The 25257-nt window shown below is 41.7% G+C and carries 27 protein-coding genes, 1 pseudogene and 1 riboswitch; of the genes and pseudogenes, 27 read left to right on the top strand and 1 reads right to left on the bottom strand.

Translation table 11 applies throughout. The annotated features are described in order from the left end of the window. Positions 1-232 precede the first annotated feature (232 nt). Positions 233-346, top strand: a pseudogene (locus AAEM60_RS20355) (flagellin); the annotation flags it as partial. A gap of 435 nt (positions 347-781) precedes the next feature. On the opposite strand, the gene AAEM60_RS20350 reads toward AAEM60_RS20355, so the two are convergent. After that, on the bottom strand, positions 782-1636 hold the full coding sequence (locus AAEM60_RS20350) for a DNA endonuclease (protein WP_341356991.1): 855 nt from the start codon (positions 1634-1636) through the stop codon (positions 782-784). A gap of 145 nt (positions 1637-1781) precedes the next feature. Here AAEM60_RS20350 and flaG point away from each other — a divergent pair, with 145 nt between their 5' ends. The 26 genes from flaG (at position 1782) to AAEM60_RS20220 (ending at position 25180) form a co-directional block, all read left to right on the top strand. Continuing rightward, complete coding sequence (gene flaG / locus AAEM60_RS20345; RefSeq protein ID WP_341356990.1) at positions 1782-2141, top strand: flagellar protein FlaG; 360 nt, start codon at positions 1782-1784, stop codon at positions 2139-2141. A gap of 15 nt (positions 2142-2156) precedes the next feature. Continuing rightward, positions 2157-3680, top strand: coding sequence for a flagellar hook-associated protein 2 (locus AAEM60_RS20340; protein WP_341356989.1), 1524 nt, complete (start codon positions 2157-2159; stop codon positions 3678-3680). A 22-nt stretch (positions 3681-3702) separates the two neighbouring features. Beyond that, positions 3703-4107, top strand: a complete 405-nt coding sequence (gene fliS / locus AAEM60_RS20335; RefSeq protein ID WP_341356988.1) for a flagellar export chaperone FliS — start codon at positions 3703-3705, stop codon at positions 4105-4107. Next, positions 4104-4445: a flagellar protein FliT gene (locus tag AAEM60_RS20330; RefSeq protein WP_341356987.1), complete on the top strand. Its 342-nt coding sequence runs from the start codon at positions 4104-4106 to the stop codon at positions 4443-4445. Before fliS ends, AAEM60_RS20330 begins: the two co-directional genes overlap by 4 nt. Positions 4446-4533: 88 nt before the next feature. Beyond that, entirely contained in the window at positions 4534-4878 is a 345-nt protein-coding gene (locus tag AAEM60_RS20325) for an MmcQ/YjbR family DNA-binding protein (RefSeq protein WP_341356986.1), read from the top strand. Positions 4879-4884: 6 nt separating this feature from the next. Further along, a complete protein-coding gene (locus tag AAEM60_RS20320) occupies positions 4885-5640 on the top strand; it encodes an ABC transporter permease (protein WP_299743083.1) in 756 nt (251 codons plus the stop codon). Between the two features lie 238 nt (positions 5641-5878). After that, on the top strand, positions 5879-6442 hold the full coding sequence (locus tag AAEM60_RS20315; RefSeq protein ID WP_341356985.1) for a transposase: 564 nt from the start codon (positions 5879-5881) through the stop codon (positions 6440-6442). Positions 6443-6811: 369 nt separating this feature from the next. After that, positions 6812-7390 carry a ribosome-associated translation inhibitor RaiA gene (gene raiA / locus AAEM60_RS20310; protein ID WP_113971339.1) on the top strand — a complete coding sequence of 193 codons (579 nt, stop codon included), beginning with the start codon at positions 6812-6814 and terminating at the stop codon, positions 7388-7390. 156 nt (positions 7391-7546) lie between these two features. Beyond that, the gene (locus AAEM60_RS20305) at positions 7547-8383 is read left to right on the top strand and encodes a DUF1028 domain-containing protein (protein ID WP_299743091.1); all 837 of its coding nucleotides are present in this window, start codon (positions 7547-7549) and stop codon (positions 8381-8383) included. Between the two features lie 129 nt (positions 8384-8512). Then, a complete protein-coding gene (locus tag AAEM60_RS20300; RefSeq protein ID WP_341356984.1) occupies positions 8513-9643 on the top strand; it encodes an SEC-C metal-binding domain-containing protein in 1131 nt (376 codons plus the stop codon). Positions 9644-10247: 604 nt separating this feature from the next. After that, the gene (gene secA, locus AAEM60_RS20295; RefSeq protein ID WP_341356983.1) at positions 10248-12758 is read left to right on the top strand and encodes a preprotein translocase subunit SecA; all 2511 of its coding nucleotides are present in this window, start codon (positions 10248-10250) and stop codon (positions 12756-12758) included. Positions 12759-13131: 373 nt separating this feature from the next. Next, a protein-coding gene (prfB, locus tag AAEM60_RS20290; protein ID WP_156142358.1) for a peptide chain release factor 2 occupies positions 13132-14233 on the top strand; the annotation gives its coding sequence in 2 pieces (ribosomal slippage) (positions 13132-13203 and positions 13205-14233; 1101 coding nt in all). Positions 14234-14778: 545 nt separating this feature from the next. After that, on the top strand, positions 14779-15651 hold the full coding sequence (locus tag AAEM60_RS20285) for a YitT family protein (protein ID WP_341356982.1): 873 nt from the start codon (positions 14779-14781) through the stop codon (positions 15649-15651). A 79-nt stretch (positions 15652-15730) separates the two neighbouring features. Continuing rightward, on the top strand, positions 15731-16045 hold the full coding sequence (gene cccB / locus AAEM60_RS20280) for a cytochrome c551 (protein ID WP_299743105.1): 315 nt from the start codon (positions 15731-15733) through the stop codon (positions 16043-16045). 509 nt (positions 16046-16554) lie between these two features. After that, positions 16555-17241: a cell division ATP-binding protein FtsE gene (gene ftsE, locus AAEM60_RS20275; RefSeq protein ID WP_299743108.1), complete on the top strand. Its 687-nt coding sequence runs from the start codon at positions 16555-16557 to the stop codon at positions 17239-17241. Further along, positions 17231-18115 carry a permease-like cell division protein FtsX gene (gene ftsX / locus AAEM60_RS20270; RefSeq protein WP_299743111.1) on the top strand — a complete coding sequence of 295 codons (885 nt, stop codon included), beginning with the start codon at positions 17231-17233 and terminating at the stop codon, positions 18113-18115. Before ftsE ends, ftsX begins: the two co-directional genes overlap by 11 nt. A 39-nt stretch (positions 18116-18154) precedes the next feature. After that, positions 18155-19504: a peptidoglycan DD-metalloendopeptidase family protein gene (locus AAEM60_RS20265; protein WP_299743114.1), complete on the top strand. Its 1350-nt coding sequence runs from the start codon at positions 18155-18157 to the stop codon at positions 19502-19504. A gap of 170 nt (positions 19505-19674) precedes the next feature. Beyond that, positions 19675-19764, top strand: a riboswitch (cyclic di-GMP riboswitch). A 131-nt stretch (positions 19765-19895) separates the two neighbouring features. After that, positions 19896-20126: a hypothetical protein gene (locus tag AAEM60_RS20260; protein ID WP_341356981.1), complete on the top strand. Its 231-nt coding sequence runs from the start codon at positions 19896-19898 to the stop codon at positions 20124-20126. 198 nt (positions 20127-20324) lie between these two features. Further along, positions 20325-20594, top strand: a complete 270-nt coding sequence (gene rpsN / locus AAEM60_RS20255; protein ID WP_282138593.1) for a 30S ribosomal protein S14 — start codon at positions 20325-20327, stop codon at positions 20592-20594. 30 nt (positions 20595-20624) lie between these two features. Then, positions 20625-20870 (top strand): type B 50S ribosomal protein L31, encoded by a 246-nt coding sequence (locus AAEM60_RS20250; RefSeq protein ID WP_299743124.1) that lies wholly within the window; start codon positions 20625-20627, stop codon positions 20868-20870. Between the two features lie 60 nt (positions 20871-20930). Then, a complete protein-coding gene (locus AAEM60_RS20245) occupies positions 20931-21305 on the top strand; it encodes a hypothetical protein (RefSeq protein ID WP_341356980.1) in 375 nt (124 codons plus the stop codon). Between the two features lie 334 nt (positions 21306-21639). Then, the gene (locus AAEM60_RS20240) at positions 21640-22209 is read left to right on the top strand and encodes a class I SAM-dependent methyltransferase (protein WP_341356979.1); all 570 of its coding nucleotides are present in this window, start codon (positions 21640-21642) and stop codon (positions 22207-22209) included. A gap of 33 nt (positions 22210-22242) precedes the next feature. After that, complete coding sequence (locus AAEM60_RS20235; protein ID WP_299743132.1) at positions 22243-22866, top strand: hypothetical protein; 624 nt, start codon at positions 22243-22245, stop codon at positions 22864-22866. Then, positions 22859-23440, top strand: a complete 582-nt coding sequence (locus AAEM60_RS20230; protein WP_341356978.1) for a redoxin domain-containing protein — start codon at positions 22859-22861, stop codon at positions 23438-23440. Before AAEM60_RS20235 ends, AAEM60_RS20230 begins: the two co-directional genes overlap by 8 nt. A gap of 91 nt (positions 23441-23531) precedes the next feature. Then, on the top strand, positions 23532-23915 hold the full coding sequence (locus AAEM60_RS20225; RefSeq protein WP_299743972.1) for a DUF302 domain-containing protein: 384 nt from the start codon (positions 23532-23534) through the stop codon (positions 23913-23915). A gap of 125 nt (positions 23916-24040) precedes the next feature. After that, the gene (locus AAEM60_RS20220; protein ID WP_299743138.1) at positions 24041-25180 is read left to right on the top strand and encodes an aminotransferase class I/II-fold pyridoxal phosphate-dependent enzyme; all 1140 of its coding nucleotides are present in this window, start codon (positions 24041-24043) and stop codon (positions 25178-25180) included. Positions 25181-25257 lie beyond the last annotated feature (77 nt).

The following is a 25257-nucleotide window of genomic DNA, read 5'->3' as shown; positions in this document are numbered from 1 at the left end:
ACAAGCGTGATGGCTTTAACAAAAGAAGAGATTGGGCAATCAGCAGCCAAGCTCCTGTCTTGAAAGAGTGGAGAAGGTTCAACGACTAGGATAGACCATCTAAAAGCTAAGCTCATGGTGATGAAATCCGTAGGTGAAACAATGGTCATCAGCATTGTGAATCCGAAGTGCCCAACCCCTGCTAAAGGGTGAAGATATAGTCTGGTCATTTATGAAAGTAAATGTTCGCACGATGGCGAAAGAAATGATGAACCAAACAAAGAATTCTATTCTTTCTCAAGCAGCGCAAGCAATGTTGGCTCAATCCAATCAAATGCCTCAAGGAGTTTTACAACTTCTGAAATAGTTGATTAGAGGGCGTCCAGTTTGGTAACGAGCTGGAGTATTACTGGGTGAATTGCTGGAACTTCCTAAAGCTTTATCAACCACAACGAAACTGGAAACAGTAGGCGGAATGGTCGGAAAATGATAGAGATGCAACAATGGATAATCAGCAGCCAAGCTCCTGTGAGGAAACTCTGGAGAAGGTTCAACGACTAGAGAACACGGTCTAAGGCAAAGCTATGACTATGAATCTCGTAGGGCAGGAAATCCTGTTCGAAGTGCCCAGCCCCATACATACAAGGGTGAAGATATAGTCTATTCTATGATTGAAAGACATAGTCGCAAAGCAAGCGAACCAACAACCACAAGGAGTTTTACAACTTCTTCGTTAATTTTAAGTGGTTTACGAGAGACTCTGGGCTTCCTAGGGTCTCTTTTTTTTCTTCTTATAAAAAAATCACAATATCCCCTCTAGTCGTAATTCTCGTATCTTATACACTACAGACCAATAGCTTCTACATAAACTTTTCGCAATGTCTTTATCTTTTACACCACTCCTCTTCAGTAATATTATTTTTCTTACTTCGTCTTCAGTAAAATTTTTGAATCTACTCGACGAAGAAGCGACGATTTGATAATTAGGAAATTGTTTTAACAACTCTTGCTCCTCGCGTTTTAGCCTCCATTCCCAATTGGATTTATAGTACATACTTTCACAAGTCAAAGTAATTGGGGAAAGTAAATTCAGGAAATTGTATGTTAGGTCAGTTGAGGTTCCTTTTAAAATATAACCGTGACCATCTCTTCTTTTGTTTAGATTAAATTCAATTTGAAAGGTATCTAAAATGTGTTGTTTTAATACTTCAAGTTGCTCTTTGGGGTAGCTTTGAAGGTATAAGTAAATGTGAGGAGTTAAGTAAATCTTTTTATTTCGATGATTAATTCTTTTAGAGATTGATAGAGAACCGTCATCTAGATATAGAGCTGTTAAGAAGTAGGGGGAGGTACAGTATTTTAGAAGTTTTATCGGGACTTGCTTAGAGCGATTACTGTAGAAGTAAGGAAATAACTCAGTGAAAAGGGGATCAGATTTTGAACGCATGGTTTGGCTTTTCTTAGTAAGGTAGAAGAGACCTGGGAAGAAGGTGGCTTTCCAGATACGATAATTCTCTTGTTCTAAACCATAATGTTCACGATAACTATGATTTTTCCTGCGTGAGTTACGGTATATCTTTGTGATTTCACCATCACCCAGAATACTTCCTACTAGTAAATTTCGTTGAATAGAAGATAGATTCAGGAACTTCTCCATCCATAATACTCCTTTCGATTAGGAACTTATGTTCTGTTTCTATTATACTAAATCATCTTTATTGAAACAAAATAAAACCCTACCTCCCTAAACTTTCCCCACCAAAAACCGATATAACCCATATAACCCTCAGGAGGATCAAACGATGATTGATAAAGTGACAGGCAAAGTTTCCGAAATACAATCATTTACTAGATTAAAAAACCAAACAAGCGAAGAAGGGAAACAAATTCAAGCTCAGGAACGACACCATGAAGAAACCTCAACCAGAGAACCTGTCACCAAAGAAAAAATGGAAGATGTCGTTCATGGGATGAATGAGTTTATGTCCACTTCGAATACACACCTCAAATTTGAATTTCATGATAAATTACAGGAATATTATGTGACGATCGTGGATGATCTCACGCAGGAAATAGTGAAAGAGATACCAGCAAAGAAAATGCTCGATATGCATGCCGCGATGACGGAATTTGTTGGGTTAATGGTCGATAGGAAGATTTAACGGAAGGAGATACAAATGGCTGATATGCGAATTGGTGGACTTGCGAGTGGCATGGACACGGATCAAATCATTAAAGACCTGATGAAGGCAGAGCGAATTCCCTTAGATAAACTGGAACAGAAGAAGCAGTTCCTTGAGTGGCAGCGTGATGACTATCGGGATATGAATAAGATGATGTTTGACTTTAGTAACCTTATTTTCGATGGGGTGATGAGGAAGGCGACGTATACTCAGAAAACAGTATCTGTCTCGAACCCGAATGAAGTCTCTATTAGAAATATTAATTCTACTACCGACTTCTCAGGAATATTGAAGGTGGAAAAATTAGCTACTGCCGCTACTATGTACAGTTCGGCGATTACCCAGTCAGATGGGGGAGAATTCGATCCCAAAAAGAAGTTGAGTGAATCGTTCGGGATGACGGGTGAACAGAGCATCAAAGTAAAGGTAATCAAAGCCGATGGAACGATGGCGGCTGATTTTACCGAAATCAAATTTAATGCTGAAGATGAAACGTTGGACAGTTTAATCGCGAAGATCAATGCGCAGACCGGCGTCACGATGTTCTATGATCAACACACAAAGCAAATGTCTGTCATGAGTAAAAATACAGGTTCCAATGCTGGCGGTGCTGAAATCGAGCTGCAGGGAGATCTGTTTACTACCCATCTGAATCTTGATGCTGACAATGATACTGCCGTGGCTAATAATAGAGGCTCCATTGGAGAGAATGCCAAGTTTACATACAACGGAATGACGACTGAACGATCGTTCAACACATTTACTATCAACGGTTTTGAGCTAACGCTTAAGAATGCATCCAATACCAATGTAACCTTCGCGTCACAGCCTGACACGGATAAAATACTAGAGAAAATCGTCAAATTCGTCGACGAATACAACAAACTCATCGAAAAAGTAAACGGCGAAGTAAACGAAAAGAAATACCGTGACTTTCAACCGTTGACTGCTGAACAAAAAGAGTCGATGGAAGAAAAGGAAATCGAATTATGGGAAGAAAAGTCCCGTAGTGGAACGTTGCGGAATGATTCAGTGTTAACGTCGGGCCTGAACAAAATGCGAACAGACATGTACACACCTGTTTTAGGCGGTACATCAGGCATCGACCAGCTGGCACAAATCGGTATCAAAACGTCAAGCAATTACCTTGATCGTGGAAAGCTGATCATTGATGAAAGCAAGCTGAAAGAAGCCATTTCCAAAGATCCGAATGCCTTATACGAGATTTTTGCGAAAAATGGAGAGACCCCAGGTGAACAGGGAATCGCCCGCCGCCTTCGTGATACGTTGAAAAATACCATGGACAGCATTGAGAAAAAAGCCGGTAAAGCATCAAGTACGAATAATACATTTACCCTTGGTCGCCTCTTAAACAATATGGACAATCAAATGGATCGATTTGAAAATCGTCTGATCCAAGTCGAAGACCGCTACTGGCGCCAATTCACCGCCATGGAAAAAGCCATCCAGCGTTCCAACCAACAATCCATGTTCCTTATGAACCAATTTGGCGGCTAATCACAATTAAAGGAGTGTTACTATGGCCATCAACAACCCGTATACAGCATATCAGAACAACTCGGTCAACACCGCGTCACCAGGTGAGCTCACCCTTATGCTCTATAACGGAAGCCTGAAATTCATCCATATCGCAAAAAAAGCGATAGAAGATAAGAATATTGAACTGAAGAACACAAATATCCAAAAGACACAGGCCATCGTGAATGAGCTGATGGTTACGTTAAACATGGATCTTGAAGTCTCTCAAAACCTCATGTCCTTATACGACTACATCAACCGTCGCTTAACAGAAGCCAACATCAAAAATGATGCTTCTATTCTAGTAGAAATAGAGGGACTCATCACAGAGTTCCGCGATACGTGGAAAGAAGTCATCCAACTGAATCGCCAGAAGCAGCACGCAGGACAGGCTGGGCAGGCATGAGCTCGGTCGTTCTTTGTTATACCATCACGAAGCAATTGAAAGAAGCATTAGAACACATAGAAAATCGAGAATCCACGATCGAAATAATAGAGTCTCTTTTAGAAAAAAGACAGGGTATAATCATTGCAATCAAGCCTCCATTTACTGAAGAGGAACACGTACTTGGAAAGCAAATGATTGTATGGAACCAAGAAATAGATAGGAAACTCTCACAAATGCAGTCTTCAATAAAACGAGATTTGAACGGGTTATCCAAGAAAAAAACCTCCGTACAGAAATACTCCAACCCATACGAATCTTTACAACATGACGGCATGTTTTACGACAAAAAGAAATAGCGAAAAAACCTCGACCAACTCGAGGTTTTTTTCTTTTTCCAAATACTCTCATGCTATAATAATAGAAAAAATGCTGGAGGAAGCCGGGATGAAAAATCGTCTGGTAGATGAAATCAGAAGTCTTTGCGTCACCTATCCTGAAGTCCATGAACACATAGACGGCTTTGGACACACTTCTTTTCGAGTGAAAGACAAACCATTTGTGATCATTGGCGAAGAGAACAATTTCTCCTTATCTATTAAAACCCTCCCCACCATGCAAGAAATCTTACTGGAGCAGCCTGGCTACATAAAAGCTCCCTATATCGGTAGACACGGCTGGGTGTTGGTAGAGATAGAGGAAGTAGGATGGCAAGCAATTGAAGCCTTGATTCACGAAGGCTATTTGAGAGTGGCACCCAAGAAACTGGCAAATCAAGTTCGAAACGGATGAAGACATATGATCAACCTAATCACCAATGAACTTATAAAACAACTATCACGTCCCCGCATGTGGATTTCCCTTGGGGTCATCGTATTCATCAACACCATCGCATCCCTTTTCGTCTACATGCTATTCGACGGAATCCAATTCTCCTTCTGGGAATATATGAGAATCAGCTCGAACCTGCTCATTGTCCTGCAAGTCTTCTGCCTCATCATAGCAGGGGACATCGTATCAAGCGAGTTTTCGTCAGGTACCATCAAGCTACTGCTCATACGTCCGGTCAACCGTGTGAGGGTTCTTCTCTCAAAATACTTAACGGTTATCGTCATAGCAACACTTCTGACCACTGTACATTTTGTATTTTCGTCCATACTGGGCATACTCTGGTTCTATGACAGCTTCTTTGATTTCAGCGTGAACGTTTTTATTGTAGCGGGAGCATATGTGCTGAGATTTCTTGAGCTGGTCGTGATTTGTTCCTTTGCTTTCACTCTGTCTGTACTGACGAGAAGCAGTTCCTTTGCCATTGGATCGACCATCTTTCTGACATTCTCTGCAGGGACATTCTTACTTGTAATGAACGAAAGGGGAATGGAGTGGGGGAAGTATTTGTTGTTTGCAAATACGGATCTGCAGCAGTATTTCTTCGGAACACCACCTTTTGAAGGGATGACGTTTTTATTTTCTATTGGCGTTATTGTGGTGTACTTGATTGGATTTGGTGGATTGGCCGGGTGGTTTTTTGGTCGGCGGGATGTGGATGTTTAGGAAGTCCGTTCTTGATAGGGTGCCAGGCACGGAAGCATGATTTGGTGCCTGGCACCGATTAGGGGAAAAGTGCCAGGCACAAACAGGCAGAAAAGTACCTGGCACCAAAGGGTCAATTTGTACCTGGCACCAACTTTCACGTAGGACACCCATCAATCCGACAAAAAAGAGGTTTTTTTAATCTAAATGTCGAATGTAATTATTTGTCTAAAATACTCAAAGAAGAAAGGAAGATTCAATGCCTCGAAAGCCTAGAATTTGGTATCCTGGAGCTATATACCATGCGACTGCCCGTGGAAATAGAAAGAACAACCTCTTCCGTGACCGAAAAGATTATCAATACTATTTACTCCTGATACAAAAAACAAAGGAGAAAATCCCCTTCATTCTTCACTCATATTGCCTCATGCCAAATCATATCCACCTCATAATTGAAACCATTGAACACCCTTTGTCTCAAATCATCCATTACCTCCACTCTAACTACGCTAAGTATTTTAATAAAAGGTACGATTATATTGGTCATGTATTTCAAGATCGCTATTATGCCAAGTTAATCAAAAACTGGAAGCAGATGATGGATACCAGTAGTTATATCCATCTGAATCCTGTAAGGTCCAGGTATGTAAAAAGCCCGGAAGATTATCATTGGAGCAGCTATAAAACCTTTATAAAAGTCGGTTACAAGAATCTTGTAGATCCCACAAAGATATTAACAAACCTTGGTGATAATCCTCATGATAAGTACAAATTTTATGTGGACACCAAATTGAATACGAAAGATTGGGACGTAATTAAATAATAATGGGTGCCAGGCACAAAACGAGTTAAAAGTGCCAGGCACCAAACATGATAATAGTGCCTGGCACTTTCAGGTCTACCAAGACATTCACAATTCCGCCCCAAACCATTCACAAATCCTCCAAATTCCCACCGTTTATTCTCCTCAAAAAGTGAGAAAATAATAATAGAAAGAGTGAAAGGTGAACCCTACATACTCGCAGCCATCACCTCACTCTAATATTCTCCAAGCTCTTATCCCACACCACTTTCGACACCACATTACAAACTTTACGAAAAATTGACAAAAAATTTAGAAAGTTTAAGGAGGATTCACAAAGGGAATGGAGAATATATAAACATAGCTTTATTTTTAAAAGGAGGAGTTTACATGTTGAACTACAACATTCGAGGCGAGAACATTGAGGTAACTCCAGCGATTCGCGAACACGTGGAGAAAAAGATTGGCAAGTTAGACCGTTACTTTAATGAAACTCCTGATGCAAATGTACATGTTAATTTAAAAGTGTATCCTGATAAAAATACGAAAACTGAAGTGACTATTCCAATGCCGCAATTAGTGTTACGTGCAGAGGAACGCAACACGGATATGTATGCGGCCATTGATCTGATTGTAGATAAATTGGAGCGTCAAATTCGCAAACATAAAACAAGAGTGAACCGTAAGATGCGTGAAAAGGGCAGCCCGAAGGAGTTTTTCGCGGCTCAGGAAGATCTGAATCACGTTTCTCCAAATGGTGCAGCTGCGGTTGAACTGGAGGAAGAGGACGATACAGAAGTAGTAAGAACGAAGCAGTTCAATCTTAAGCCTATGGACAGTGAAGAAGCGATTCTTCAAATGAATATGCTGGGTCACACGTTCTTTATCTTCACAGACGCAGAGACAAATGCAACGAATATTGTGTACAAGCGTCGTGATGGGAAGTATGGCTTGATTGAAACGAACTAACTATTAAATGAGAAGATCCTGCAGTCTACATGACTGCAGGATCTTTCTAATAAGAAGGATTTTTGACAATTATTGTAGAAGTTTGTAAGTAGACATTATGTTTTCACCCTCAAAGATAGGATATTTATAGTAGAAGAACTTAAGGAGGACTTCACCATGACATATTCCATTGTAGGCTATGACCCGGAAGAGAAAGAGTGGGGGATTGCGGTACAATCCAAATTCCTCGGTGTCGGTTCTGTCGTGCCTTTTGCGAAAGCGGGAGTGGGAGCAGTGGCGACTCAGTCTTACGCAAATACCTCTTACGGGCCCCACGCACTTCAATTAATGGAAGAAGGAAAGACGGCAGAGGAAGCGCTGGATATCATCACACAGGATGATCCGGAGCGTCCTTTACGACAAGTAGGGTTAATTGATGCTGGAGGAAATCCCGCCACTTTTACAGGAGAAGGCTGCTATGATTGGGCTGGTGGACAAACAGGTAAGCACTTTGCTGCTCAAGGAAATATTTTAGTGGATGAGAATACCGTAAAGGCGATGGCAGAGACATTCGAGTCGACGACCGGATCTCTCGCTGAACGATTACTCCATGCACTCGATGCCGGTCAGGAAGCGGGGGGCGATTCCCGAGGCATGCAGTCTGCTGCGCTTCTAGTAGTGAAGGAAAGTGGTGGATATGGTGGCTTCAATGATCGGTATATCGATCTGAGGGTGGATGATCACGCTTCTCCTATTAAAGAATTGAAACGAATCTACCTGTTGCATCAGCTCTACTTTAAAGAGTCAGAGCCTGGTAGAGTCGTATTGCTGGAAGGTGAAATCCACGATGAAGTGGAGAGGGAACTTACACGTCTCGGCTATGCAAAAGAAAGACAGTCTCTTCATCAGAGCTTGAAAGACTATCTCCACACCGAGAATTTTGAAATGCGTGAACAGGATGAGAATTATATCGATTTAGATGTCTTGGATTATATGAAAAAACAAGGAGAATAGATTGGAAGGGAACCAGTCCAAAAGTGATTGGTTCTTTTTTCTTGTTCTAAAACAGTTTAAGGAACGCTGGAAATGTTATATAATGAACATTTGTGTACGGGACTCAAGAAGTTGGAGGTAAATACAAACATGAGTACAGTCGGAAGAAACGAACCATGCCCATGCGGCAGTGGGAAAAAATATAAGAAATGCTGTGAAAAAGAAAATGTTGTGAATATAGATACGCTGGTAAGCCAGGAGCTTGATGTGCTCCAGGCGCAGCTTTATGATTATATTGCTACGGCACAGTCAAAAGAGATGGAAGAATCCTATCACCACTACTTGGCGAAAATGGATCTGATGCAAGCGGATCCGGATATTTATGAAATGGCATTTGTCAGCTGGTACGGAGCGACTCAAAAGGATTCTGACGATGTTCGTTTGATCGAACGTTTTGTTGATAAGCAGTTGAGCACGGTGACTCGTCCTCAGACAGCTGAAGTACTGGAGTCTTGGAAAAACGTGCGTGTGACAGCAGGTACCGTAGAGAAGGTAGATGACAATACGTTACGTGTGGAAGAAGCCATCACTGGTGATGTGCTGATTGTAACTGAAAAGTTCGGTAAGTTAGAAGAGAATAGTTTCTTCTTGGGATTATTATTGCCGAATGGGGAGAAGTATCTTCCATTCGCTCAGTACTTCATTTATCCTGCGATTGAGAAAGCAGCGATGGAATTGGTTAAGATTCGATTTGAACAAGGTGAGTTTGAAACTCTGCATGACTACTTATCTGGTCAATACCTGGAAATAGCTGATGTCGGATTCGTTCTTTATAGTGCTGAGAAGAAAAAGACCGGAAAATCATCTGCGCCTAATAAAGCAAGTGATGCGGCAGACGCACCTTCTGGTTCAGATGAAAAGTCTGAAGACGCAATCGAAGGAGTTGAAATCTGGAAGACTCCTGAATATGTTGAAGCGATCACCTCTCTTCAAAACTTCCTGACTGAAAAAGGGGAAGATAAAGAAGAAAGTGAGCTGCTAGTAGCCGTATTGGAGAAATACTTCTACACAGAGCGCCCAACGATCCGCAATCCGAAAATCTATTCGGGAGCACTTGTGGACATGGCGAAAAACATAGACGAAATCAGCATCCGCCACGTTCAAAAAGAACTGGCCGAATACTTCGATGTCTCTGCCAACAGCATCTCAAGACGCAGTAAACAGATCTGGGAAAGCTACCAGGACACCGTCTACGAACTACTGAAAGCAACAAAAGCCTGACCATTCATATAATCAACATTCAAAAGTCGTCTGCATAGGCGACTTTTTTGTTTTTTGAGGGACGGACCTCACCTTTCACCAAATTTATGAGGGAATGCTGTAAAGTCTCCTACTCTTGTCGGATTGATGTGGTAGGTGAGGTCCGTCCCTCATCCCACTCATTCCCCTCATCCCAGAGCCACAACATATGAAATTAGTATGATAACGCCAAACATAGGATGACTTCTATATTCGTTGAGGTCCGTCCCTGAAAGGGAACCCCAATCGACGCTTTTTCTAGAGGGATGGACTTCGCAAATCATGATGAATCCAGGAATCCGGGTTGATAGTAAAGCATCTACCCATTGAAAGCTCTGTGATTGAGAGGTCCGTCCCTCCCTGAGTTGTAACCCATATAGGATAGTGGTAAGATTGGTAGGGAATATATCGTGTTTTTGTGGGAGGATATTTGGATTTTGTAGCGAATTTTTAGTAGAGTGATTGGAAGCTGATGATGGTGACTTTTTACATGAGTTTTTCAACAATCTCATCTGAATTTCATTTTCATTCGTTATACTAGTGACGTTCGACTCTCATTTAAACACAGATAAAGGAGCGTTTATACATGCTTGGTCTATTAAACAAAGTGTTCGATGCGAATAAAAGAGAATTAAAGAGGCTTGAAAAGCTGGCTGATCAAATAGAAGAATTAGGTCCCGATATGGAGCGTTTGACGGATGATGAAATCCGTGAAAGAACAGAACGATTCAAGGAGCGCTATCAAAAGGGTGAAGACCTTGAAGATATGATGGTTGAGGCTTTTGCTGTCGTAAGGGAAGCGGCTCGCCGCGTTCTGAACCAATATCCGTACCGCGTCCAGCTTATGGGTGGTGCCTCCCTTCATGGCGGGAACATCTCCGAGATGAAAACCGGTGAAGGTAAAACGCTGACAGCGACTATGCCTGTATATTTGAACGCGATCACTGGAAAAGGCGTTCACGTTATTACAGTCAATGAATACCTGGCCAGCCGTGATGCCGAGGAAATGGGCAAGCTATACAATTTCTTGGGACTTACTGTAGGCCTGAACTTAAACTCGATGTCTAAAGACGAAAAACGTGAAGCATACAAAGCGGATATCACGTATGGTACGAATAACGAATTCGGATTCGACTACCTTCGTGACAATATGGTCCTGTACAAAGACCAAATGGTGCAGCGTCCTCTTCATTTTGCCGTAATTGATGAGGTTGACTCGATCTTAATCGATGAAGCACGTACACCTCTGATCATTTCCGGTAATGCACAGCGTACGCCACAGCTTTATATTCAGGCAAATGCCGTCGTACGTACACTGAAAAAAGATGAAGATTACACATATGATGAAAAGACCAAAGGTGTTCAATTAACCGAAGAAGGAATCAGCAAAGTGGAAAGAGCCTTCCACATCGATAACCTGTTCGATATTTCACACGTAACTCTTAACCACCACATCAATCAAGCGTTAAAAGCTCACGTCAGCATGCACCGTGATGTGGATTATGTGGTTCAGGAAGGTGAAATCGTCATCGTTGACTCTTTCACAGGACGTCTGATGAAAGGTCGTCGTTACAGTGACGGACTTCACCAATCGATCGAGGCAAAAGAAGGTCTTGAAATCCAGAACGAAAGCATGACCATGGCAACGATCACGTTCCAGAACTACTTCCGTATGTACGAAAAGCTTTCCGGTATGACCGGTACGGCGAAAACGGAAGAAGAAGAGTTCCGTAATATCTACAATATGAACGTTATCGTAATCCCAACGAACAAGCCAATCGTTCGTGATGACCGTGCCGATCTCATCTATGCTTCTATAGAAGGGAAATTCCTTGCTGTAGTCGAGGATATCAAAGAGCGTCATGAAAAAGGACAGCCTGTACTGGTTGGTACGGTTGCCGTTGAAACGTCAGAGCTTATCTCTAAGCTATTGACGAAAAAAGGCGTTCGCCACAATGTATTAAATGCGAAAAACCATGGCCGTGAAGCGGAAATCATTTTAGAAGCCGGGCAGCTAGGTGCTGTAACGATCGCGACTAACATGGCCGGCCGTGGTACGGATATCAAGCTTGGAGAAGGCGTCATCGAACGTGGCGGTCTAGCCGTTATCGGTACCGAGCGTCACGAATCACGCCGTATCGATAATCAGCTTCGTGGACGTTCCGGACGTCAGGGAGATCCAGGTGTGACTCAGTTCTATCTTTCAATGGAAGATGAATTGATGCGCCGATTCGGATCTGACAATATGAAGAGCATGATGGAGCGCCTTGGGATGGATGACACTCAGCCAATCCAAAGTAAAATGGTCAGCCGTGCTGTAGAATCGGCTCAGAAACGAGTGGAAGGAAACAACTTCGATGCTCGTAAACAGCTTCTGCAATACGATGATGTTTTACGTCAACAGCGTGAAATCATTTATAAACAGCGTTATGAAGTAATCGATTCAGAAAACCTTCGTGAAATTGTTGAGGGTATGATCAAATCAGCGATCGAACGTCAGGTAGCAGCCCATACAGCAGAAGAAGATATGGAAAACTGGAACCTTCAAGGCATCGTTGATTATGTGAACGCGAATCTTCTTCCTGAAAACGATGTAACAGTCGATGATCTCCGCGGAAAAGAGCCGGAAGAAATGATGGATCTGATCTATGAAGATGTGAAACACCGTTACGATGAAAAAGAAGAAGAGCTTACTCCGGAGCAAATGCGCGAGTTTGAAAAAGTCATCCTGCTTCGCGCAGTTGATACGAAATGGATCGACCATATCGATGCCATGGATCAATTGCGTCAAGGTATCCACCTTCGTGCCTACGGTCAAACCGACCCACTGCGCGAATACCAGCATGAAGGATTCGCCATGTTCGAAAGCATGGTACTCGCAATCGAAGAAGACGTGGCAAAATACGTCATGAAAGCTGAAATCCGCAACAATCTTGAACGTCAGGAAGTAGCCACAGGTCAAGCGGTGAACCCGAAAGAAGAAGGCGGTAAAGCTAAGAAACAACCAGTCCGCAAGCAAGAAGACGTAGGGCGCAACGACCCATGCCCATGCGGAAGCGGCAAAAAGTACAAACACTGCCACGGCATAACTGGATAAATAAAAGAAATGAGATGATACCTGGGACTTATTTTGCTAAAATAAGTCCCAGGTACTTTTCCGTTTTTTATGGGTTCTCGGCCCATGTATTTTTTTATAGGGCCAAGGGCTTTCAAGAACAATTGTTGCAAAATAATTTAATTTTTTCATCGCTCTGTTCATTGATTCTTTGTATGATTGTAAGGGGATTTGCGAGACTCCTGCGGAAAAACGAGCTGGGCTAGACCCCGCAGCGAAGCAAGGAGGCTTGCCGGTTCGTCCGCGGAAAGGGAGCGAATCCCCTTATAATCAACACCCACACTAATTGAACAGAGCAACCGATTATTTTGAAAAAATAAATGCACAACCCAAATAACTATAGAGGTGACCACACATGGAACTATCAGAAATCAGAGCAGAGTTAGAAAAATCAGCTAAGACATTAGCGGACTTCAGGGGGTCTCTTTGACTTAGAAAACAAAGAGGCGAGAATTCAAGAACTTGACGAAATCATGGTTCAACCCGACTTCTGGGATGACCAGCAAAAAGCCCAGGGGCTGATCAATGAAGGAAACGGATTGAAGGATCTTGTGAATGAATACAAATCATTGCTTGAATCCCATGAAAACCTTGAGCTTACCCTTGAGCTTATCAAAGAAGAACCGGACGAAGAACTTCAAAAGGACCTTGAAGAGGAGTTGGGTGATTTAGTCAAACGATTAAATGATTACGAACTTCAGCTTCTTCTAAGTGAAGAACATGATAAGAACAATGCGATTCTTGAGCTGCATCCAGGTGCAGGTGGGACCGAGTCTCAGGATTGGGGTTCCATGCTTCTTCGCATGTACACGCGCTGGGGTGAGAAACGAGGTTTCAAAGTAGAAACCCTTGATTATCTTCCTGGAGATGAAGCGGGAATCAAGAGTGTAACCCTTGCCATTAAAGGTCACAATGCGTATGGGTATTTAAAAGCTGAAAAAGGCGTACACCGTCTTGTACGTATTTCTCCATTTGATTCGTCCGGCCGTCGTCACACATCCTTCGTGTCTTGTGAAGTCATGCCTGAGTTTAATGAAGAAATCGAAATCGAAATCCGTACGGAAGACCTGAAAATTGATACGTATCGTGCAAGTGGAGCCGGTGGGCAGCACATCAATACGACGGATTCGGCTGTCCGTATCACTCACTTACCGACGAATGTCGTGGTAACATGCCAATCTGAACGTTCTCAGATCAAGAACCGTGAGTCAGCCATGAAAATGCTTAAAGCAAAACTGTATCAAAAGCGAATTGAAGAACAAGAGCAAGAGCTTGCTGAAATTCGTGGAGAACAAAAGGAAATCGGGTGGGGAAGCCAGATCCGTTCCTACGTGTTCCATCCATACTCCATGGTCAAAGACCACAGAACCAACACAGAATCCGGTAACGTACAAGGCGTCATGGACGGCGACATCGATCCATTCATCAATGCCTACCTTCGTTCCAAAATTCAATAATAATTCCCAAGCTGAACCCACCTATCCAACGGAGGGTTCAGCTTTTTTCTGAATTTATTTAGGGACGGACCTCAAAGAGAGATGAGTTTCTTCCATTATATGTATAAATGTGAGGTTGGAATATACTCTAAATACACGGGCAAGCGCACAAACTACTGGTATTATTACGTTTGTAGAAAGGTGAATCTGAATTTTCCTTTGCGAAAACCGGACTTCAGTTGTATAACCTCCCATTTCTCAAGGTCCGTCCCTCACCACTATAACACCCCAACCCATTAATGCTTTACCACGTTATTGAAGTGTTATTTACACCACTATGTGCCCATGCTATACTCTCAAAGGTTGATTCAGAGCATGTTTGAAGGGTGAATTTTTCTATTTGTCACCTCAATTCATTACCTCTACGATCAGTTGAAAGAGACTATTGGTGAACAACCTTCCTCTTAACAGACGAGACGAAACCCTTGATTATAGGTCCGTCCCTCTGCATAAAGGAAGAGGTTGTACTCATACTATAAATACATAGGTTAAAGGAGTCGTACTGGATGGGTTTGAAAGAGAGACGTCGTGAGCAGGCATTTAATCCGCGGAAAGAGAAGTTGTTAGAGTATTTGTTTGTTGTGATTGGGTCAACGATTGTGGCCATTGCGTTTAATGTGTTCTTACTGCCGAATGAGGTTGCTTCAGGGGGAGTGAGCGGGATATCCACCATCCTTAAAGGTCTGTTTGATTGGAAACCTGCCTTTGTTCAATGGGCATTTAATATTCCGTTATTCATTGCAGGGTTAATCTTCCTGGGCCTTCAATTTGGTGTCAAAACAGCCATCGGTACGGTCTTCTTGCCATTAGTGGTGTTCTTAACAGAAGGTTGGGAGCCTTGGACAGAAGACCCTTTATTAGGCGCATTATTCGGCGGAATCGGTGTAGGATTGGGTTTAGGAATCGTCTTTCGAGGTAAAGCATCCACGGGAGGGACGGACCTGGCAGCCCAGATTGTAAACAAATTCACAGGTTTATCCCTTGGGACATGTGTGGCGCTTATCGATGGAATGATTGTTCTATCGGCTGCGATCGTGTTTGACATCGAGCGTGGTTTATATGCCCTTATCGGCTTATACGTAACTAGTAAAACAATTGATTTAGTTCAAGTCGGCATCAGTCGTTCAAAGATGGCTCTTATCATTACAAACAGACAGGAAGAAGTTCGCGAAGGAATCCTGAATAAAATTGATCGTGGTGTGACAAAACTATCTGCATACGGTGGTTATACGGACGATGAGCGCCCGATCCTTATGTGTGTGGTCGATCAAACAGAATTCACAAAACTGAAACAACTGGTCAAAACCATTGACCCCTCTGCTTTCGTCGTCACAATGGACGCCTCAGAGGTGTTAGGTGAAGGTTTCAAACGGGTTTAACCTTGGTATAATTAACTAATAGAGGGACGGACCTTGATACTTCCCGTTACTCTTAAAATGTTTTCCTAGGGGGATAAAAATGAAGAAAAAGCTACTTGGAATTGTTTTTGGCGCTTCATTGGTACTTGCAGCCTGTGGTGGCGGAGGCGAAGAAAGTACAGAAACAAGCTCTGGCGGAGTAGACCCTGAAAAAATCGTAAATAATAAATGCACCAGCTGTCACGGTGGAAACCTTGAAGGCGGAATGGGTCCAGCCCTTAATAAAATTGGTGCTGAATTAAACAAAGATCAAATCTTGGAAGTCATTCAAAATGGTAAAGGTCAAATGCCTGCAGGACTCATCAAAGGTGAAGAAGCAGAAGCAGTGGCAGAGTGGTTGGCGAATAAGAAATAAGTGAGGAAGAAGAGTCCCTGCGTGAGGATTCTTCTTTTTTTATATATCCACAAATTTTATCCTCTCGCTTTTTTAAATATTTGTTACAAAAGCTAATCCAATAACCGCTCTTAGAAATCAGCACTTAAACCGTTCGCGATTATAACCTAGTAACTTAATCAGATTAGCACCAGATTAGTATTCCTATAACAAGGATTCTCAATCTTTCGAATCTGGTGTTAGTACCTGATACTAGATACAAAAGACTACATTTTTCGTGAAAAATAGGTACAATTGTCAGTGAAAAAGGTAAAAAATTCACATTATTTTATGTTTTGAAACGTAAATGTAATAATTTTTTTCCTTAACATCGTATAAAGTGATGTTATAATAATTTTCGGGAGAGCAATTCGAGGTTTTTCGCCATTTCGTGTCTAATTATGGTAAAAACATTGTTGAGTTCATACCATGTACATATGTCGATAACAGCCAAGAGGGGAACTACATAATACAAATTAGGTGATTTTATAATGATAGAAATGAAAGACGTATATAAGCAGTACAACAATGGTGTCATGGCTGCTAATGGTTTTAACGTCCACATTAAGCAAGGCGAGTTTGTGTATGTTGTGGGTCCAAGTGGCGCCGGAAAATCTACTTTTATTAAGATGATGTATCGTGAAGAAAGACCTTCTAAAGGAGATATCATCGTAAACGGTATCAATCTGGCAAAATTAAAAAATAGTAGAGTTCCATACTTAAGAAGAAACGTTGGGGTCGTGTTCCAGGATTTTAAGTTGCTACCATCGCTTACTATCTATGAAAACATTGCCTTCGCACTTGAAGTAATAGAAGAACACCCTAAGCAAATCAAAAAGAGAGTTATGGAAGTACTTGACCTGGTAGGGTTAAAGCATAAAGCAAGAATGCTTCCTGATGAGCTGTCAGGGGGAGAGCAGCAGCGTGTATCAATTGCACGATCCATTGTGAATACGCCGAAGCTTGTGATTGCAGATGAGCCTACAGGGAACCTTGATCCCGAAACATCTTGGGATATCATGAACATCTTTGAAGAAATAAGCAACCGTGGTACAACAGTGATCATGGCTACACATAACCGGGAGATCGTAAATACTATCAAGCATCGGGTAATTGCCATTGAGAATGGCCGAATTGTTCGTGACGAACAGCGAGGTGATTACGGTTATGAAAGCTAGAACGTATGGTCGACACCTTAGAGAGAGTTTCAAAAGCATCGGACGTAACGGCTGGATGACGTTTGCATCAGTGAGTGCCGTTACCGTAACCTTACTGCTTGTCGGTGTGTTTATGGTACTAATGCTAAACATGAACAAGGTTGCAACCGATATTGAAAAAGACGTTGAAGTTCGCGTCCTACTCGAGGTTGGTACTGAAAAAGCTCAAATTGATGAAATAGATAAGAAGATTAACCAAATAAGTGGAGTCGAATCCGTCGAGTACTCCTCTAAAGAAGAGGAACTTCAGAACCTTGTGAAAGATCTGGGAGACGATTTCAGATTATTTGAACAAGATAACCCATTATATGATGTGTTTATTGTAAAAGCAGAGAATCCTCGAGACACAGGGAAGATTGCTGCTGAAATCAGCAAGTATGAGAATGTAAATGAAGCCCTGTATGGTGAAGCGAAGATCGAGAAATTATTTAACGTACTGGAAATGAGCCGAAACGTTGGCCTGGTGTTAATCATCGGTCTGTTGTTTACCGCCATGTTCCTCATCTCAAATACAATAAAAATTACGATTGTCGCAAGAAGAAGGGAAATCGAGATAATGAAACTCGTGGGTGCAACCAACTGGTTTGTACGCTGGCCATTTATACTAGAAGGATTATGGCTTGGAATTTTAGGTTCTATTATCCCGATCGCTCTTGTAACAACAGGTTACTACTATGCCTATGACTTTATTAAACCAAAACTACAAAACCATTTTATTCAGATATTGGATTTTACCCCCTTTATCTATCAAGTAAACGGATTAATTCTATTAATGGGTTGCTTGATCGGGGCATGGGGAAGCTTTATGTCTGTTCGTAAGTTCTTAAAAGTGTAAAATTTGATAGGTTGATAGAAGCTGAAAGGAGCATGCCGCTTGAACAAGAAGTATTTCATATCATTATCAATTGCAGCAGCATTAACAATCGGAAGTCTACCAACATTGGGGACAACTGCTAACGCTCATTCCTCCGTGGAGGATCTAAAGAAACAGCAAGATGACATTTCTTCTAAAAAAGAAGAAATTAACGGAAAGATTGATGAGAAAAAGTCAGAAATTAACCAAAACATCAATAAACAACAAGAAATCCAAACACAAATTGCTGAAATCAGTACAAAATTAAAAGATACTGAAAATAAGATAGCTGAAAAAACAAAAGAGATTGATGAAACAACTGCAGAAATCAATAAACTTAAAGAAGAAATTGAGGTTCTAAAGAAAAAGATTGAAGAACGAAACGAACTATTAAAAGAACGTGCACGTGCGATCCAGGAAAAAGGCGGCTCTGCAAATTATCTTGATGTACTACTTGGCGCGGACAGCTTCGGTGACTTCATCAACCGTGTAACAGCAGTAAATACAATCGTAAGTGCCGATAAGAAAATCATGGACGAACAAAAACGAGATCAGGCTGAATTAGAAAAGAAACAAGAAGAAGTAGAAGCAAAGCTTGCAGAATTAGAATCTACTAAAGCAAGTCTTGAATCTCTTAAACAAGATCTTGATAGTCAAAAAGCTCAAAAAGCTGAGTTATTCAAGCAGCTTGAAGCACAACAGGCTTCTCTTGAAGTAGAGAAAAAAGATCTTCAAAAAGAATCGGATGAGCTTTCTAAAATGGAACACCAGCTTGAAGGTGAAATCCAGGCTGAACAAGCACGCTTAGCAGAACTTGCACGTCAGCGTGAGATCGAGCGCAAACGTCAAGCGGAAGCAGAAGCGGCAAAACGTGCAGCAGCTCAACAACAAGCAACAACAAGCAGCAGCGGTGGTTCTTCTTCAGCTCCTGCTGAAACAGCTCCAAGTGCACCAGTAAGTGCCGGTGCCTGGACATCTCCAGCTTCCGGAACGATTACAACAAACTTTGGCTGGGACGTGTTGAACGGTAAAAAGCGTTTTCACTATGGTACAGATATCGCAGCGCGTGGCAGTGTTCCAATCTCTGCAGCTGCTGATGGATATGTCATCAAGAGTCACTATAGCTCAAGCTATGGAAATGTAGTATACATCACTCACTCAATCAACGGTCAAACATTCACAACTGTTTATGCCCACATGGCTTCTTCATCTGTAAGCACTGGACAAGCAGTTAACAAGGGAGACAGAATCGGTTACATGGGTAACACAGGATACTCTTTCGGACAGCATTTACACTTTGAACTTCATGCAGGTTCATGGAATGCATCGAAATCAAATGCTGTAAACCCACGTCAATATATTAACTTTTAAATTCTAATTAGAAACCCCGCTCATGAGCGGGGTTTCTTTTATGCGATAGAATCGATATACTTCAATTCTTATAGGTATAATGAGAAAAAGGAAGTAAAAACTCTCATTAGTATTTTCATATCCTTTTTCTTCTAGTATAATGACAACTATATAACTGAATTTGTATAGTCCTTCGACAAAGGCAAACTAATTGAAAAATTAGGACGCAAAACCACGGGTCTACCATTTTAAATGAGAATAACGATGGCCGGGTTACCGAAAACAATGGATTACAATGAATACTATTCCGAACGTTTATTAGTATCATTTAGCCTGCCTTTTTGGTGGGCTTTTTTATCTTACGACGTGTTTGGTAGGATTTGAATCTGTAGTAAGGATGATGATGTTGGAATTGACTGAATTAAAAAGGCAATTAAGAAGTTTTTGTAGAAGGAATAGGACTGCTTTGAGGTCTACTGATGTAGGTGAATATACAGCTGAAGAAATCACAGAGATAATTATCGAACGTATAGGTGCTGAAGAGGTTAAGAAAATCCTAATGGACATTGAAGTCATCAATCGCCGTAGCGGAGATACAGTTAAATACTTTATACTTATTTTAGAAGGTTTAAAAGCAGCATAGGACATATAAAACCGAATACCGGGTTGAATGGTATTCGGTTTTAACTATTTTAAATAGATTTCATTTTAGATCGGTTCTGGAAAGTTCACTCCAAAAGATAGCAGGTAAATATCATTGCAAAAAGATAGAGAGTATGTTTTAATGACATTATGCCGTTATAAAACGTAATGATTACGATTAAAGAAGGAGTGAATCATTTTGGCCAAGAAATCAAAGGTAGTAAAAGAGAAGAAGCGTCAGGAGCTTGTTCAGAAGTATGCAGATTTGCGCAGGGATTTAAAGGAGAAGGGTGATTATGAAGCGTTAAGGAAGCTGCCGAGGGATTCCTCGCCGACGCGATTAAACAGTCGCTGTGAAGTTACAGGGAGACCAAGAGGCTATCTCCGTAAATTTAAGATGTCCCGTATCGCTTTCAGAGAGTTTGCTCATAAAGGGCAAATACCCGGCGTCAAAAAATCAAGTTGGTAATACATTAATCTTCAAGGTGGGGAATTAAGAATGAAAAAAGACATTCATCCAGAGTATCAACAAGTGGTATTTATGGACACGAACAGCGGTTTTTCCTTTTTAACTGGATCTACGAAAACATCCAATGAAACGATTGAGTGGGAAGACGGGAACACGTATCCTTTATTAAAAGTAGAAGTAAGTTCGGACACGCATCCATTTTATACAGGAAGACAGAAGTTCTCTGATCGCGGAGGCCGTGCAGAACGCTTCTTGAAAAAATACAACATGAACTAGTGCATGTCGTACCACTACAAAGAATAGGTTAAGGTATAAACTTATGCCGAGGTGAATACGATGAACGAACATTTAATGGAAATTGTCGCACGGGATATTGTTAAAGGCCTGCCAAATAAAAAAAGGGACATCTATCAATATGTGGTCGGACTTGAAGATGAATTGGCGAGCCGATCCGAGACGTCTGAGGAATTTATGGCCTTACTTGTGAAAAACTCTCCTCATCAACAGGCAGCCACTCATTTTAAAATGAGCTTTGGAGAGCTGATGAGGCGGATGAGGGAAATCGAACAAGAGATTAATGCGAAATTAGATCAAAAGCTGCAAAATGTAACGTGGATTGATTATACAGACACCATTCGATCGATGAAAGGAACAGAAGCAATAAATTCAAGATACTTCTTCTTTTCCATGAATCATGCATATACTAAATAATAAGTAGAAGTTTAGAGTTTAAATCGTAATCATTTCGTTATAAAAGCAATACTTAGTAGGAAATAGCAGGGAACCGGTGTTTTTCTTTCTATACTGTCCACTGATCAATCACTGCAAAAAACATAGAGGAAACCCCTATACTACAAAAGCAGAAATAAAGGATTCTCCTTCATGGGGAATCCTTTTATAATTCAAAATTTCGACACACATTACTCCATGCTATCTGTAATAATTCTCCTATAGGATACACTATGAGTAAATAACTTGCTTGTATATAAAAGATTTAAGATACTAATACATATAAGGGTATATTTAACGAATGGAGGAATTCCCAATGGCCGGAGATTTATTTGAACACCATAGAGCTTCAAAGCTCCTGGATCCAAGACGTCAAGAGCTCGTACCGGTGGAAAAAGTTCTCGAACTTCTCAAACTCAATGAAGACGATATCGTCGCCGACTTGGGCTGTGGGAATGGCTACCTGACCCTTCCCATTGCGAAAACGGTTGAATCGAATGTCCAGGCAGTAGATCTGCAGCAGGAAATGCTGGAATACTTGAAACACCGTGCAAATGAAGAAAATGTAGACAATATCGTTTATGTGAAATCGTCCCTTGAATACCTCAGTTTCAATAAAGGCACTTTGGATAAAATTGTATCTGCCTTTGTCTTGCATGAAGTTCCCGATCTGATCAAAGTATTTCAGGATTTACACGATATGCTGAAGGAAGATGGCATTTGGCTGATCCTGGATTGGGAAAAGGTAGAATCAGAAATGGGACCGCCTTTAGATCATCGCATTTCTTCCGGGGAACTCGATCGACAGCTCAAATCATCCGGGTTCCGCACAACAATAGGTCACTTGCATCCATCGGTTTATTACATTGTCGTTAAAAAAGAATAATAAATAAACCAGAACGTGACTGGAGGGAGTTGAATGGCTATGATTGAACAGTGGTACACCATAGGCTCCTTCACATTCCCGGCTTCGTGGGGAGCCATTATCTCTTCGGTCATACTCACTTTCCTGTTCCTCTTCTTCTGGGATAGAAAGGCAAGCGATTGGTATTCCAATGGTATTTTTACCTTTTTACTCGTCTGGAAACTGAGTGTGATTGTGGTTGACTTCCAAACGGTTATGAAGCATCCCATTACCATCCTCTACTTTCACGGAGGAGTCGTTGGGTACTGGTTGGGACTGATAGCGGCGCTTACTTACATATTTGTTAAAAAAGTGGATCATCCGTCTACTATCATCATTTCATGGATGGTCACAGTTCTTGTCTTTGAAGCTGTCCTTCATATGCTTCATCACCACTATCTTCTAGCTGGTATTCAAGTACTGCTCAATCTATTGATCACTGTCTTTTTTATTAAAAAAGCCAGTGATTCCGGTGGTGATATCTGGGCAGGACAGTTATTAGTCATGTTTACTTTAGTACAGTTATTTCTAAGTGCCTTCATCGGCGGCTTTGAATTTACCGTCACCACCTGGACATATCTGATCATGATGACCTATCTCATCTTTCTCTTAAACATAAGGAGGAAACACAATGAATAAACGAAATTTTGCTTTGGCCATCGTTGCGCTTCTTATCGGCATTTTCTTAGTGAACTTTTTTCAGGATCAACAGGAAAAGAAGGCCAGGGAAGAGGCTGCACAATTAGCCAATGAATCCATGGATCTTTCTAATGCACAGCAGGGGCTCGCAAAAGGGGACCGCGCTCCGGATTTTAAATTAACCACCTTAGAGGGTGAAGCCGTAAAGCTTTCAAATTATCAAGGTAAGAAAGTGATCCTGAATTTCTGGGCAACCTGGTGTCCGCCATGTAAAGCTGAAATGCCCCATATGCAGAGTTACTACGAAAACAATGCAGAGAAAGAAAACGTTGAAATCCTTGCCGTCAATCTGACGTCCATGGACGATGGGGAAAAAGCAGTCCACCAATTTGTCGACGGTTATGAACTGACCTTCCCTGTCCCAATGGATAAAGAGGGGGCGGTCGGTGACGAATACCGTGTATTTACCATCCCGACCACCTACATGATCGACACCAAAGGCATCATCCAACACAAAATCGTCGGCCCCATGAACGAAGACATGATGGGTAAAATGGTCGAAGGAATGGAATAATGGAGAGGGACGGACCTCTGAATATCGATGTTTGACCTTATACTCTATGAGGTATTAAATGAATGTGATAAAAAAAGGAGGAGATGTGAACATGTTTCATTACACAAAGGAAGTTTCAATGAGTGTGAAAGAAGCAGTGGAAGCGGTAGAAACTGTCCTGAAAGATGAGAGCTTCGGTGTACTATGGAATCTCGATCTTGCCCAGAAATTGCAGGATAAGGGCCTTGATTTCAACGAAGAAGTAGTCGTATTAGAGGTGTGTAATCCACATGAAGCTAAAAAGGTGCTGGAAGAAAGCATGCTCGTAAGCTACTTCCTTCCTTGCAAAGTGACGGTATACACAGAAGGCGGTACCACCAAGATCGGTATGGCAAAACCAAGCAAGCTGATCGAGATGGTGGATAACGATGAACTAAAAAGCCTGGCATTGGATATTGAAAATCGCCTGATCGGATGTTTGGAAAACGTTCAATAAAACGCAGTGCACCTGTTGCAATTTGGCAGGTGTTTTTTTATGCCTCCAAAAGATCTTACTCCTCACAATCTTCTGAATATGATACACTTTTAAAAATACATAGATTCAGGAAGGATGAAAGAGAGATGAAATTCACAACTAAGGTCGTGCACAGTCAGTTAAAAGGAACAGAGGAAATCCGCAGTAAGACGACTCCGATTTATCAGACCTCTGCTTTTTCTTTTACTTCTTTAGAGGAGTTGGAGGGTTTCTATGAAGGGAAGTCTCCTTATCTCTACACAAGAACGGGAAATCCAAATACAGACGAGCTTGGAAAGATGGTGGCAGACTTGGAAGGAGCCCCGGCAGGTGTAGCAACTTCTTCTGGATTATCGGCCATCCTTGTTGGTATCCTCGCTGTTGTGCAATCAGGGGATCACATCATTGCTGCCGAGGATTTATACGGGGGTACGTTCCATATGCTGAAAGAAGAGCTGAAATCACTCGGTATTTCTACTTCATTCGTTGATTTTACAAGTTTAGAGGAATTAGAGGGAGCCATTACTCCACAAACCAAACTCATCTACAGTGAGACCGTCACAAACCCGTTTATGCGAGTGGAAGATATCCCTAAAATGGTCGGATTCGCTGAAAAACACAACCTGAAAACAATGATCGATAACACATTCGCCACACCGTTTCTGCGCCACCCTTTCTTAGAAGGGGTGGATCTGGTCGCTCACAGTGCCACGAAGTATATCGGAGGACATAGTGATATCACAGCAGGAGTCATAGTCGGGAAGGAAGATCTTGTTCAAAAAGCGAGAGAAAAAGTCGTCAACATCGGTTCGAACCTGAGTCCATTTGAAGCCTGGCTGACATGCCGCGGAGCGAAAACACTGGCTCTCCGAATGGGGACCCAAGCAAGGAATGCCGAAGTTCTTGCGGCGGACCTTCGAGCAAATGAATACGTGAAGGAAGTTTATTACCCAACGGATTTATCCGATAAAGGAAATGGAGCCATCGTAACGATCGAGCTATCCAACACATGTGACATCAGCACATTCTTCAAATCACTTGGCTGGATTAAAATCATCCCTTCTCTTGCCGGCGTGGAGACTACGGTCTCATATCCATTAGGAACGTCTCATCGTGCCCTGCCGAAGGATGCGCAGGAAAAACTCGGAATAAACACACATGTCGTGCGCATATCGTTAGGTATTGAGGATGGGGAAGACATCGTCGTGCAATTTAACGAAGCGATTACAGCTTCGGTTAAAAATTAAATAATGTAAAAATTCTAAAAATACTCTTGACGTTGAGGTCGGTTACCCCTTATAATTCATCTCAACGCAAGAATTTT

The organism is Rossellomorea sp. y25 (genome assembly GCF_038049935.1).
GTDB lineage: Bacteria > Bacillota > Bacilli > Bacillales > Bacillaceae_B > Rossellomorea.
The sequence above is the reverse complement of the archived record's forward strand: the minus strand, read 5'-3'. Positions and strand labels throughout refer to the sequence as shown.